The 13,600-nt window shown below is 34.1% G+C and carries 14 protein-coding genes and 1 pseudogene; 8 read left to right on the top strand and 7 right to left on the bottom strand.

Annotation, left to right across the window (positions count from 1 at the left end; genetic code table 11):
- Positions 1-355 (bottom strand): helix-turn-helix domain-containing protein (locus tag BCI01S_RS23200; protein ID WP_167555748.1); only part of this gene is annotated, 355 nt, incomplete at its 3' end.
- 288 nt (positions 356-643) lie between these two features.
- Between BCI01S_RS23200 and BCI01S_RS23195 the strand changes: the two genes are divergently transcribed.
- On the top strand, positions 644-1,228 hold the full coding sequence (locus BCI01S_RS23195) for a hypothetical protein (RefSeq protein ID WP_061801219.1): 585 nt from the start codon (positions 644-646) through the stop codon (positions 1,226-1,228).
- A 293-nt stretch (positions 1,229-1,521) separates the two neighbouring features.
- Here BCI01S_RS23195 and BCI01S_RS25825 read toward each other — a convergent pair whose 3' ends face one another.
- The 3 genes from BCI01S_RS25825 to BCI01S_RS25820 form a co-directional block, all read right to left on the bottom strand.
- Positions 1,522-1,845, bottom strand: coding sequence for a tyrosine-type recombinase/integrase (locus BCI01S_RS25825; RefSeq protein WP_235844565.1), 324 nt, complete (start codon positions 1,843-1,845; stop codon positions 1,522-1,524).
- Between the two features lie 17 nt (positions 1,846-1,862).
- Positions 1,863-1,988, bottom strand: coding sequence for a hypothetical protein (locus BCI01S_RS26275; protein WP_268874885.1), 126 nt, complete (start codon positions 1,986-1,988; stop codon positions 1,863-1,865).
- Positions 1,989-2,836: 848 nt separating this feature from the next.
- Positions 2,837-3,004 (bottom strand): hypothetical protein, encoded by a 168-nt coding sequence (locus BCI01S_RS25820; protein ID WP_213087989.1) that lies wholly within the window; start codon positions 3,002-3,004, stop codon positions 2,837-2,839.
- Between the two features lie 695 nt (positions 3,005-3,699).
- Between BCI01S_RS25820 and BCI01S_RS26080 the strand changes: the two genes are divergently transcribed.
- Together BCI01S_RS26080 and BCI01S_RS26410 are read left to right on the top strand one after the other, a co-directional pair.
- On the top strand, positions 3,700-4,551 hold the full coding sequence (locus BCI01S_RS26080) for a CatB-related O-acetyltransferase (RefSeq protein ID WP_082810131.1): 852 nt from the start codon (positions 3,700-3,702) through the stop codon (positions 4,549-4,551).
- A gap of 121 nt (positions 4,552-4,672) precedes the next feature.
- Positions 4,673-4,741 (top strand): annotated as a pseudogene (locus tag BCI01S_RS26410) (hypothetical protein); the annotation flags it as partial.
- A 278-nt stretch (positions 4,742-5,019) separates the two neighbouring features.
- Here the strand turns inward: BCI01S_RS26410 and BCI01S_RS26405 are convergent.
- Entirely contained in the window at positions 5,020-5,244 is a 225-nt protein-coding gene (locus BCI01S_RS26405; protein WP_369691039.1) for a hypothetical protein, read from the bottom strand.
- A gap of 919 nt (positions 5,245-6,163) precedes the next feature.
- The gene (locus tag BCI01S_RS23180) at positions 6,164-6,931 is read right to left on the bottom strand and encodes a TVP38/TMEM64 family protein (protein WP_061801218.1); all 768 of its coding nucleotides are present in this window, start codon (positions 6,929-6,931) and stop codon (positions 6,164-6,166) included.
- A gap of 159 nt (positions 6,932-7,090) precedes the next feature.
- Between BCI01S_RS23180 and BCI01S_RS23175 the strand changes: the two genes are divergently transcribed.
- From BCI01S_RS23175 to BCI01S_RS23160, 5 genes are all read left to right on the top strand, one after another.
- Positions 7,091-7,783: a response regulator transcription factor gene (locus BCI01S_RS23175; protein WP_047943313.1), complete on the top strand. Its 693-nt coding sequence runs from the start codon at positions 7,091-7,093 to the stop codon at positions 7,781-7,783.
- Positions 7,776-9,116 carry a HAMP domain-containing sensor histidine kinase gene (locus BCI01S_RS23170; RefSeq protein WP_061801217.1) on the top strand — a complete coding sequence of 447 codons (1,341 nt, stop codon included), beginning with the start codon at positions 7,776-7,778 and terminating at the stop codon, positions 9,114-9,116. Before BCI01S_RS23175 ends, BCI01S_RS23170 begins: the two co-directional genes overlap by 8 nt.
- A gap of 376 nt (positions 9,117-9,492) precedes the next feature.
- Positions 9,493-9,684, top strand: coding sequence for a hypothetical protein (locus BCI01S_RS25505; RefSeq protein ID WP_156485493.1), 192 nt, complete (start codon positions 9,493-9,495; stop codon positions 9,682-9,684).
- 204 nt (positions 9,685-9,888) lie between these two features.
- Positions 9,889-10,410 (top strand): CDP-diacylglycerol--serine O-phosphatidyltransferase, encoded by a 522-nt coding sequence (gene pssA / locus BCI01S_RS23165; protein WP_061801216.1) that lies wholly within the window; start codon positions 9,889-9,891, stop codon positions 10,408-10,410.
- A 12-nt stretch (positions 10,411-10,422) separates the two neighbouring features.
- The gene (locus BCI01S_RS23160) at positions 10,423-12,207 is read left to right on the top strand and encodes an ABC transporter ATP-binding protein (RefSeq protein WP_061801215.1); all 1,785 of its coding nucleotides are present in this window, start codon (positions 10,423-10,425) and stop codon (positions 12,205-12,207) included.
- A 494-nt stretch (positions 12,208-12,701) separates the two neighbouring features.
- Here the strand turns inward: BCI01S_RS23160 and BCI01S_RS23155 are convergent, their stop codons facing one another.
- Positions 12,702-13,547 carry a nuclease-related domain-containing protein gene (locus BCI01S_RS23155; protein WP_061801214.1) on the bottom strand — a complete coding sequence of 282 codons (846 nt, stop codon included), beginning with the start codon at positions 13,545-13,547 and terminating at the stop codon, positions 12,702-12,704.
- Positions 13,548-13,600: the final 53 nt, after the last annotated feature.

Raw genomic sequence — 13,600 nt, 5'->3', positions numbered from 1 at the left:
ACCTTCCTTTATATTTATTCAGGCCTCCATCTTTCCCCTCCAGTATGGCTTTCTTCCACCTAGCTATTATAGTAGGATTGGTTATTCCAAATTGAAGGGCTGCATCCGTCTCTGAAGAACCTGTTCTCTTCATGAAGCTTAATACATCTAGCTTGAAATGAACAGAATAAGCTTCTTTAGCCCTCTTCCTTTTTAATCCTTCAGAGCCAAATTTCTCATATACTTTTATCCATCGGTCAACTACTGATTTTGATTTAATCCCATGCTTCTTGGCTAGGGGCCTAATTCCTAATTTTCCTTCTTGATACTCTCTGACCACCGTTAATTTCAATTCATCACTATATTTTTCAGCCAAAATAAACACCCCAAAAGATTAGATTTAGACTCTAACTTTTGGGGTGCACCATATCTCCTGTCCCTATGTCCCTATAAAAGTTAATTTTATAGAATAAACAATTGTTAAGTTCCTTAGTTCATTATTATTTTAGTGACAATTAGACAAAAGAATATTCTTTCACGGCTTACACTAATTCTATGATAAAATACATTGCTCCTAAAATAATGGAAAATTTATCAATATATGATAGAATCCAATTATTGTTTTAATTTTAAAACTAAAAATAAGATCGGAGAGTAGAATAGGATGGGGGATACAACTCAAGGAGGAGCTAAAAAAATCCCAGTTTGGGAGATTACTTTATTATTATTAGGTGCAGTTATAGGTTTCGGTGGTTGGTTGATACAAGAGAATATAATGGATGCACGGGAGGAGAAAAAAGAGGTTGAAAAGAGTGCTTTAATATTATATTTCGATATGAAGGACGCTTATGATTCAATCAGTACCCAGGTTAAATTGTCATCACCTGATTCTATGGAAAAATTTTACTTGCCCAATACCGTCTCTAAACAACTTAATAATTATAGTGAATTAATAATTAATTTAAAATCAGAACTGACACGTGATGAATTAAAAAGTATTATTGATTTCTACAATTCGCTAGAGTTAATTGAACAATCTAGAGAGCAATTAACCTCTATCTACTACGAGCAAGAACAAGAAGAAAATCAATTCGTATACGAAGATTATCAACACTCAGTTTTTGAATTTGTAAATAGTTGTACCGCAGATAGTTCCTGTATGAAAGTAATTAAAAAGTTGGAAGAACTTTCTGTTTTAGAAAAACAACCTGATTCTAAAGAACAGACTAACGAATCTGACAAGAATTAAACCAAGTGTATTATAAATCTCACCAACCCCCCATGTGTTGCCACATACACTCTGGACATGTGGAGCGCGGAAACAAAAGGGCAGGTGAGATCTATACCTGAATTAGAAATCCAAATCATTTTACACATATTTTACACATGCTCCCAACCAAACCTTATAATATCAATACTTTCAGACCTATATCGACCCCGACCACCGGTATCTTTTTAAACAGCTTGACCCTTGTGGTTAAGCTGTTTTGCTTTTGATTGTCCCCAATTTGTCCCATTTTAATTAAATTCATCTAGAACACTTCAGATTTTTTCTTTTTCTTTCTCCTCTAATTCCTTTAAAACATGACGATACGTATTAATTACTCTTTTTGTGTCTTTATGCCCCATGTATTTAGCGACTACAGAAATATCAATTCCTTTTGCGAGCATGACAATACAATAGGTATGCCTACAGCCTGTTGCTGTAATAATTGGTTTTATCTTTAATTCATTGAGATAGCCTTTTAGTGCCTTATTTATTCCATTATTGGTTGGCAAACCATTTCTTTCATCAAAAAATATGAATCCGTCAGATATATCATGAATTTTCAAGCTTTTTTGTTTTGCTTTTAAAGAGTCGAGCACTTCCAATACATCAGAACTTACTGGAACTTCTCTAACTGAAGTAGAGTTTTTGGTGGAGCAAATACATGACGAGCAGAGTCTATTCTTCGATATGTCTTAATCATGCCATTTTTGAAACCTATCTCTTCCCATGTTGATGCCATCACTTCTCCCACTCTAAAACCAGTTTTTAATTGTACATACAGGAAGTAAGGAATTATGCTGTAGGGTAATTCATTTTTTTCTTTAAAAAAGAGAGTAATGATTGATAGTCTGATAGAGATTCAATAAACTTCTCATTTTCTGTTTCACTTGTTTCTGTGAATTTATTTAACACTTAGTGTAAAATCCTTTATTAAAATGGAATCTTTTCTAGCTAAAAGAATTCCGTATAGCTCTGTTAAAGCGGACTGAGAGAATCCGCACCAACTTGTTTTCTATAATCATTTAGAATTTCTTGATACTCACTGTACTTCATTGTAGAAGCGACTTTATTACCAAACCATTTTTCTACTTGCTTGCCAACTTTTCTGTACTTATCTATAGTTCTTGTGCTTCTATTTTATCAATGACAGGAGCATAAGCTTCTAACTCCTCTTTTAAGCCATTCTCCGTGATAAAGAAGCGTTTTGTGCCATGACCATAGGATTTACATGCTCGATAATAAATTCGTCCTCTTATTTAGTAATTCGTAATGTTTGCATATTTTTTCAGTTCCTCGATAAAATCAAAATTTTTCATGTCAATAAACGGAGATTCCCAGTATTCAGCTGCTTTTTTTCCACTGCCTTGCATATATAACAATACTGAACCTTTCACCTCAATTGGGGGAATTTTCTCTAGGGTTGCAGAAACCCAAGACCATACGATAAGCCTCACTACTATTTGAGCCGAGGATAATTCTAAGAGCGAGATTACCGCGGTAGATCCGTAGAAAGAGTTTCAGACCTCATTTGTTGAGCAGCAATTAAAATAAAAACTCCTGATTGACGACCCAATAAAATTATTTGCTTTATTCCGTCCATAACCTCACTAACAACCCTTTTAGACTGCTTGTCTGTTCTACTAGCTTGGAAAGCTCCATTTCGTCAAATACGACCCAAACGGGTTTATAGCCATGGTCTAAGAATTTACTACCGTACTTGAAATTCTCATTCATGTAATCATAATATTCCTTCATTTCAGTTACCGCCAATCTGGACGACTCGAGCAATGTTATTCGGGTTGTTGGCACTCGTTCATCACTAAAGTAATGAGATGAATTTCCCAAATCTGAGTTTTTGGGTCAGCGATGTAAATAATATTTATGCTCTCGTTTACTTCTACACGACCTGTAGAAACCACATTTAATCGTTTAGGATGATTAAGAAAATAATGATATTCACAGACAAAAGGAGGGTCTATCTTTTCTTCCAAAGAAAAATTCAGTAATGCTGATAGTTTAACAACATTTCTTATTCCTTTTCGAGCATACTCTTCTTGAAGAGTATCAAGCGATAGATAATATTTTATCGCTTCAATAATAGGTCTGTTTTCGTTTCTATCTCTAGATTCATAATTTCGCTCCCTTTTTACATAGCTATTAATCTCATATAACCTTGAATATTAAGACCTCGTTTTTGATCAGACATAATTACTGTGTAAAACCATTTCTTTGTTGTAAGAAAAAGCTCAATGCTGAACCCTGGAGTCGTGTAAAATTTTTATAAGAGAGCTGGTAAATGATTTTAGACATGAATAAAAAGCGAATTAGCACAAAATAATTAGATGTGGTATATTTAGAAAAAAGTTCGAGATATGTATATTTATTATGATTGAATAAAGACTTTATAAAGGCAGTCTATGCTTATTTGAATAATTGCAAGAGGTGAAATAATGAATCAACGAGAAATAAAGCGTCTTACATCAGATATGATGAGAATCAATGATGATTTTTTTATCTATGGTACTGGAAGTGCTGCTAGCGAATTAGTAGCAAGAATAGGTTATTTTATTGTAAAGGTACCTTACTTTATTGACCGTATGGAAAGAGAGAGCATTCTGGGGAAAGAAGTAGTGAGCCTTGTCAATGTTGATTTTACGAAAGTGAAGAGGTTAATTATTGCAAGTGAATCGTATGAAGAAATATTACAAGTAATATCAAAATATACTTCCTTAGAGTCACTTCATATATATTTACCTTTTCGTCCAAAAGCAGATTTCAAAGATATTGTAGGGAAGTTTACATATGGAATTAATGATAAAACCGTTGAAAGTAAACATTATTTAAAGAGCGTGGGGAATTTTTGTTCGATTAATGCAGATGCAAATATAGGAACCTTAGGTAATCATCCCATAGATCTTGTTACAACCTCAAATATGCTGTGGAATCCAATGTGGAAAATGTTAGATCAATATGATCAAGAACTATTAGATAGATATAATAAGCCAATAGTTATAGAAAATGATGTATGGATTGCTACAAATGCAGTTGTATTGCCAGGAGTAACTATTCATAATGGAGCAATAGTAGCTGCAGGAGCGGTTGTCACTAAAGATGTTCCCCCATATGCAATTGTTGGCGGTGTTCCAGCTAAAGTAATCAGATATAGATTTGATTCCCATATCATTAATGAATTACTTAAAATTAAGTGGTGGGATTGGGATGATGAAAAAATAAAAGCTAATTTCGAATTATTTTTTGATATTGAGAAGTTTGTGAAAACACATTCTATAAATTGTAATTGACGAATACAGATTTTTTACTCTTTCCTTCAAAAACATCCGTGCAATTGGTCTGATGATTTACATGATTGGAATAGTAAATTCGATATTTGGCATTTGTGAGAAACATTGATGTAGCAACGAAGTAGACAACATATACGATATTGTTTACGACGTAACTTTTAAGCCATCAGCCACTATTGAGTGGGAGTAAGAAAAAATAAGCTTAGAATCCTTGTTTTATAAGGGTTCTAAGCTATTTAATTGTTTAATTGCTAACAATTTTCTAACAATGCACATTAATTCAAAATAATTTTATCTCTTAACATATATTATTTTTCTCTTGAATTTACCATGGTTAATACTTGTTCTAAACTGATTGGAGAAAAATTATTCACATCGACGCCAACGTTTATCACACTAGGACCTAATATATTCCGAAAATATTCTTTCTTGTTATGATGTACATGCCCGTAGAGATGTATAGAATTATTATAAAACGAATCCCACTCTAAAATAGTGGAACAATACAAATGTTTTGTTGTTGTACTTGAATGAAAAATAATCTTTTATCCATTCGAAATATGAGCTTTCAAACTCTGGATCGTCAAGATAGTATTCATAATTGCCTTTAATTAAATATTTCTTCCCATTCAATGGCTCTAATATTTCGTTTGCTTGTTTTCCAGTCCCACGGACTACAAAATCCCCTAAAATATAAACTTCATCTTTTTGTTTAATGACAGCATTCCTTTCTTATTTGTTTTATTCTAACCATATATCATTTTTCTCTATTTATATATGAATAATCAATTTTAAAACTGGGTATTAGTGTAGCCCTTGTATACAATTATTTTCAGTAGTGCAAAGAAGGAACTGCTATTTTCTTTTTTAGCTTTGCCCCAACTATGTCCCATAAAATAAAAAAGTGTGACTTAGTTAAAAAATCTTGCTCACTTTAAATGAAGTGAAAACAGATTTTTTACTAGTTTAACTATCCAAATAGATAGTAAAAATCAAAAAATATCCCGACACCGGGTATCATTAGATTAATTTATGTCTAGATTAATCGCTAAAGAAAGCTCACAAACGTTGATTTAACAACATTTGTGAGCTTTCTTTGTTTTTAGAGTATACGATAGAAAACGATAAGATACGATATCTTTTCACAAGCTGTTATTCAAAATCGAGTGATCTGGCGCTTTGTAGGCTTTTTGCTTGACGCTAAATATAAAATCTATATATTTATCATTGCGCAATATACATTTCTGTACCTTCATGGACCAATAGACCCTACTAATTGTGATGGCTATAATTCCTCTAATTCAACTTTTGAAAGTAGTATGAATGGGTACAGTCATTTTACTAAAAATTGTTGCATTATATTTTTCCCCTATTTAAAGGGTTTTCTGTACTTGCAACTATTGGGATATTATTTTTTATATCAATGTACAATAAAGCCCTAACAAGTTGGCCTAGAAATCACTTGAATAAGCATAATTAGGTATCTACATTGATTAGGGCTATCCCTTGCGTGCGTTTGTGATTCCATCGATTTTACGCTCCACCAATAATGGCAAAAATAAAAATCGGTAGGTATTCTTTCTTTGCAGAATAATTGTTTCTTGTATTAGATTTATTCGCCCTTTTTTGTACACAAACTTTCCTTTTTGTTAATGCTGAGGTTTACCTTGGATTTGGCGGAATGACTTGTCCCTTTTGTTTTCTTCACATTGGAGAATCGATCCATCATTTTATCTTTATAGATATATCCGAGAATAAAACCAATAACAGCGATAACGGATATGATAATGGCTATGCTATATTGCTGCATATGAATGGTGGACCCCAAAGCGGCAGATGCAATAATCCACGGCAGACGACCAACTATAAGTATGGTGAAGAATCTTAATGAACTCATGGATGTAAGAGCGGCCACAAATACAAGCAGGTCTTTCGGCAAACCTGGAATCACGAAAAAGATAAATAAAAAGATTGAAAACTTTTTCTCATCCTGTATTAACGACATCCACTTATATTTTTTCTTTTGTAGTAGCTTTGAAATATAATCGCGCCCGATAAACCGAGTGAAATAAAAAGCAATCGCTGAGCCTATTATTAAGCCGATTGTAGTATATAAGGATCCTAATGTAACCCCGTAAATATAACCGCCTGCAACCTGTACGACTTCTCCTGGAATAGGCGCAACCACGATTTGAAGAATCTGAAATAAAATAAACATGACCGGTCCCCAATTACCTGTTGAATGAATAAACGCCCTAAAATTGTTCATGGACGACATAATCTTAATAATGGTAGGAGAATAATAGATCAAACCAATAGACAATATGAGAGTTAGACCTAATAGTATTGTTACGATTGTTTTTTTCGAAAGTTGTGGCATAGCTTAAAACTCCTTTATGTAATTACTTCTACCTGTTTGTAGTATAGAATGGATAAATTAAGAGTTACATACATAATTTCTGAAGAATTCTTAAGTCGACTGTATTTACTGGTAGTTGCACAAAACGACTATTATACTGATATTAGACGAGGTGATCAGATGAACAAGCAAATCTTAATTGCTGATGATAACAGTGAAATCCGAGAAATTGTAAGGATTTTGTTAGAAAGTGAGAATTATGAAGTGATTGAAGCGATAGATGGTCAAGATGCGATTAATAAAGTAAATGAAGAGACAGATCTTATTATTTTAGATATGATGATGCCCAATAAATCAGGGCTGAAGGCGTGTTTGGAGATTCGTGAAAAAACAAGCGCACCGATCTTATTCCTTACTGCGAAAACGCAGGATTCGGACAAACAATTGGCCTTCTCTTCAGGCAGTGATGACTTTTTGTCCAAACCTTTTTCTTATACAGAACTTGTTTCGAGAGTGAAGGCTTTACTGCGGAGATATTATGTCTATCGTGGCAAGGAGAAGACTGAGGAAACGGAGCATATTATCATTAAGGATCTTACGATTTACCAGGATGCAAAGACTGTATTTGTTGGAGAGAAGGAAATCACTTTGACTGAAATTGAATACCAGATTTTGCTGCTGTTAGCTAAGAAACGACGTAAGGTGTTTTCGGCAGAAAACATATATGAAAGTGTTTGGGGGCAACCCTACTTTTATACCTGTAATAACACAGTTATGGTCCATATTCGTAATTTGAGAAGTAAGCTGGAAGATGACCCGCAGAACCCTAAATATGTAAAGACTGTTTGGGGAAAGGGGTACAAAATTGAATAGATTACTAATGGGGAAAAAACTTAAGATCAAGCTCGTTCTGGCAGTATTAATTTCCTCAGCTATTTCTTTAAGTGTTTTCGGCATTTTACAAGTCGTTGGCGAGAAAGTGTTAAATAGTTATTTAAGCAAATCCGCTTTTATGGAAAATAGGCAGCAAGACGCGCTTGAACGATTCGAAGAGTTTGTGAATAGCAAAAACGTGTCCACACGTGATCGAGAGCAATTGTCTGAATGGATAAATAATGAGCGATATTTGAATCTGTATATTTTTGCAAAAGAGAAATTAATTTTCTCATCAAATAAAGAGGTTGATCCTGCTATTAACGAAGAGCTACTAACTCGATTTACGCCTTCGGAAATACCTACTACCGTCCATTTTGCGGATCAAGATGCCCAGATCTACTTGGTAGGCCTTTATGAGTATCAATACTATAATCTCATTTTGTTTATTGGTATTTTCATAGCAGCCATTATATTCATTATCTCCTTCTTACTGATAATTAATAAGAAAACATCTTATATTGGAGTACTTGAACAAGAGATCAAAATACTTGAAGGTGGAAATTTAGATTATTCAATTACTGTTTCTGGAAAGGATGAATTATCCTCTTTGGCCCAAAGTATTGATGAGATGAGGAAATCATTTGCTGAGCGACTCGGCAGTGAGGAGAGGATGAGGATGGCCAATCGCGAATTGATCACGGCAATTTCCCACGATTTACGCACTCCACTTACAATTTTGCTGGGGTATATGGATATCATCGAGCTTAACAAGTATAAGACTCATGAGGATTTGCTGCAATATATCCATAATAGCCGGGAAAAGGCCTATCAAATCAAAGCGCTATCGGACAAACTATTCGAATATTTTACGGTGTCCTCTGCCGCTGAAGAAGAGGAAGTGGAATTTGAATTATATGAGGGCAGAGCGCTTATAGATCAACTCATTGATGAGCAACTGGTGGTTATGGATAATTTAGATATTCAAGTTCAAGCAGATCCATATGATGAGCAATTTTTACTGGAAATCAATTTGGTCGCTATACGCCGTGTATTCGATAATATATTTTCAAATATTCGAAAGTATGCCGATCCGAAGCATCCCATTCTTATTCAGGTTTCCTTGAAACAACAATGGGTCGATCTTAGGTTCGAGAATAAAATTTTACGTGAAGCCGAAAAGGAAGATAGCAACAAAATTGGGCTCGTTAGTTGCCAGAAAATAATACAGAAGCACAACGGGACGTTGAACGTATCGGTACGAAAAGATACTTTTTTGCTACAGGTAACGTTACCTGTCATTTTAAATAAAACCGCACAGACTTTTGAATGATTCTGGGGCATCCAACTTGTCACTGGAACCAAAATCAGTTGTTTCCGAGTCAAGGAGGGAATGGGGCTTCACTCTCCGCTGTTTGAATTTGTATCTAAATAAATTAATCTCTAACAACATAAGGAGTTAAACTATTTTTTTATTGAAGCTGTGTTTTATGTTCTGTATGTTTTATCTCTATGTGTTGATATATTCAATGAATTATCAGGAGATTGTTATAAAGAATAATGGTGTGTTCTTGGTAGCCTTATTCTTATTTGTTCTATACTTGTTGATAAATGTAGTGTATATAGCTTCAAAGTAGATATATAGATCCATGATGAAAAAGGTGCAGCAGAAAAACAATTGAGAAAATAAATCCATAAGGGACAGAACCGTGGTGAAGCAACAGGACGGCGATCTGGTTAAGATTGCAAATGGAGCGTTCGAGGTCATGGTTTATCAGCATCCTGGCATTAACAATTATATAATCAATAAAAGCAGACTGGTTGATGGTCTGCTTTTATTATTTCTTTCATATCAATGCTCCTTTTCCATTTATCATTCAGTTGTACTAACAAGTTGTTAAATTAGCTACCCATAAAATGTAAATACTAAGCGACTTAAGAATTCTTAAGAATTATGAACCCCCCATCTTAAGAAATCTCCCATAATCTTATATATCATAAGCAAACAGGAAAGGGTAGATTACAGTGCGAAAACGATTTAACCAGATTACCAAATATCAATAAATGGGAGTCATAATAAAATTCATTATTAGTGAGGAGAACCTATGTTTATAAAGAATATTCCCAATCTGCTTACCTTTGTAAATTTGTCATTTGGGGTACTTTCAATTGTCGAGGTTATTAATCAAAATTACTTCGCAAGTGCCATATATATTATTATTGCAGCATTTATAGATCGATACGATGGAAGAATCGCTAGACGATTAGATGTTTGCAGTGAATTCGGTAAAGAATTGGATTCCTTGTCCGATTTGGTTTCCTTTGGGATTGCTCCAGCTTTACTTGTTTATTTTAAATTTAACTTTGATGATCTTGGCATGCTGAGACTTGTAGGTATAGTTGCTCTATTGTTATACGTCGTCAGCGGTTCATATAGATTAGCACGATTTAATGTCAAAGAGTTTGAGGGTATCTTTCGTGGAATTCCAATAACCGTGGCAGGTTTTATTCTGTCCATTTACTCGGTGATTGCACCAAGCACGAATAATTTAACACTTATATCGGTGATTTCATTATTTGCTTTTTCCTATTTAATGGTATCCAGTATAAAATTTAAAAAAATATAGTAAGGAGTAATTATGAGCAATCAAGAGAAATTTACAAATATTCGCGATCGTGACAACTCTTTAAATAAAACCGGTCTACGCTATTTAGCGAAGCTTTTATTTTCTACAGAAGTTCCCAAGCTGGTTCTAAGCATAGCCCTTATTTTAAGCATTATCAGTTCATTTGTGGGGTTGATTGTTCCGATAGCTACTGGAAAAATAATTGACCAATTTCGTTTGGAATTAATAAATGCCACTACGATTATACAGCTTGTCTTTATCTTTATTTTGCAAGCCGTATCAAGTGGATTCTCATACTATCTGTTAGCCTATGTTGGAAATAGAATGGTCAATCAATTGCGTAAACAGCTTTGGGAAAAGATGCTTCATTTACAGATGAGTTTCTTTGATCGCTACCGCTCTGCGGATCTTATGAGTCGCATCGCAAACGATACAAATGAGATTAAATCACTCATTACCGATCACTTCATCAACTTTATTTCCAACTTGATTACAGTTATTGGTGCAGTGGCCATGTTATTTTATTTAGATTGGCAAATGACGTTAATCATTATGTTGGTATTACCTATTAGTTTAGCTGTAATGATGCCGATGGGGAATAAGATGTATGAAAATTCCGTGCGTTTACAGGAACATTTGGCAGCACTATCCTCGACGCTGTCCCAAATCATTGGGGAAATGAGACTGGTTAAGGCTTCTAACTCGGAGAGAAAAGAATTAAAAAACGGTGAAGCTAACATGGATGATTTATTTCAATCGGAAATGAAAGAAGCTCGGGTTAATGCAGTACTGATGCCATTGATGACATTAATTATGATTGTGCTACTAGTTGTAATTATCGGTTATGGCGGAGTGCGTGTTTCTTCGGGAGCTCTTACTGCAGGGAAACTTGTAGCATATATCTTACTTTTGTTTCAAATTATGATGCCTGTTGAACAGTTTGGAGCATTTTTTTCGAATTTAAAAAAAGTAATGGGATCGACAGAGAGGCTAAGGCTTATCTTGGAACAGCCCCTCGAAGCTGACAACAAAAAGGATGTGATGCCGGACAAGCATAACATCTTAGAGTTTCGCAAGGTTTGCTTTGGTTATGAAAGAGATAAGCAAATCTTGCTAAATGCTTCTTTTACGATACCAGATCGTAAAGTAACTGCTTTTGTTGGTCCTAGCGGAAGCGGAAAAACAACCATTTTTTCGCTTATTGAGAGATTTTATGATCCGGAAATTGGAAACATATATTGGGGTGATACGCCAATCGACTCTTTTTCACTCCATGATTGGCGCAAAAAAATTGGTTATGTGTCTCAAGAAAGTTCTCTTATATCAGGTACAATCCGAGAAAATATTATCTATGGGCGAGAAGACGAAGTGAGTGAGTTGGAGATGATGAATGTAGCCCGACTTGCATATGCCCATGATTTCATTGACGCTTTACCAAGAAAGTATGAAACAGAGGTAGGAGAAAGAGGAATTCAGCTATCAGGCGGACAACGCCAGCGTATAGCTATTGCTCGTGCTTTGTTGCGACAACCGGATATTTTGCTGTTAGATGAAGCAACTGCAAGCTTGGACAGTGACTCAGAACATGAGGTCCAAATGGCACTGCATTATTTGATGCAAGATCGTACAACTATTGTAATTGCACATAGATTATCGACAGTTGTACATGCGGATCAAATTATTGTATTTGAGTATGGACATGTTACAGGAGTTGGAAAACATGAAGAATTACTTCAGACACACCCTTCTTATGCTGCATGGGCAAATAAGCAATTTCAAGGTATACAGAGACTATAAACTATAAGCATGTTCGCTGAAATTTTCAAAAACCTATATTTTTACTTGGTGAAATTGCCACGGAAATCATCACTTCGCTGTTTATGGCTGAATTAATTGATCAAGGGATTACCAGTGGCCAGATGAATCAGGTGTGGGGAATAGGGGGAAGCCCCTTAACCCCCAACTCACTCTCTCTATCTTAAAAACAGGAAAACGATTAAAAATGAAAACCCTCCTTATTAGTGATTTTGGTATAGTTTTTCGTTTAATCCAAGAATATTCTTTGTCTATTTAGAATTTTATTAATAGAGGTTATTTATAGAGTAAGAATTTTTCGCAAAGGAATTGTTAGATAGAATGACAAGTGAAGAAAGAAAAAATACTGAAAAATCTATAAAAATAGGATTTTTTTTTAAGCTTGTTTTATCAGCAAGTTCCATATATTCCTTTTTTCACTTAATTATCCATTAAGATTTATGTTTCTATTATCTAAATGGATATTAACTTCTGTTTTACAAACTTTTTTGATGCTCATAACAATAAATTTTTCCTTGGAACTTCTTATTAGATAAACAGAATGATTTTACTTTATCTGATACAGCTTTCTGACAGACTATACATTTATTTTCCTTTTCTTTTTTGTCAGTGATGTTCTTCTTTTCTTCGATAATATCTATATGTTGCTTTCTAATTGCTGCGTCTGTAATATTAGCATTCACAAGTGAATTGTAGATCATCTCCATTTCACTTTTTAGAAAAAGGGGGTTTGGGTATTGTAATTTAAGAACAGCAACCTTTCTATTAATAAACTGAGTTAATTCAACATCGTAAATGACCAATTCAGTAGAACTAATCTTACGCAATTCTTCCTCTATTTTAAATGTGCATCTCTTTGTAAAGGAAACTACTGAAATAAAGTATGGATGATATTTCGCTTCTATAAAACTTTTGAGGGCTTGAATATGACCATAATTCTGCATTAAAGGATTCATCATTTTGAACTTACCATTAATTAACCAAGTTTTTCTATCTTTCCCTCCGTAAATAGTTCCTTGATAATTCTTCGTTTCGATGACGAATAAACCATAAGGGGTTATGATAACGTGGTCAATCTGAGAATACCCCGTTGATGATTTAGGATTTTTAATGAATAAATCATTTAAATACATATAATCTTTAGGTAACTGGGATAGTTGAATATCAATTTTGTATTCGCCGAGTTCACCTTTTCTAACAGCAGATTGGTTGTTTTCTATTTTGGTTGTGGAGTTGTTTCTATTTTTTATGTTACTTGGAGTTTCTTCCGTCTTTTTAATTGTATTTTTCTTTTTATTTTTAAATAGAAAATCTAAAAACATGATCTACCTCTTTCTATTGGAAATATTTTTCTATACCTTAATATCGACTTATT

This window comes from Niallia circulans NBRC 13626, assembly GCF_001591585.1.
Classification (GTDB): Bacteria; Bacillota; Bacilli; order Bacillales; family Cytobacillaceae; genus Niallia; species Niallia circulans.
The sequence above is the reverse complement of the archived record's forward strand: the minus strand, read 5'-3'. Positions and strand labels throughout refer to the sequence as shown.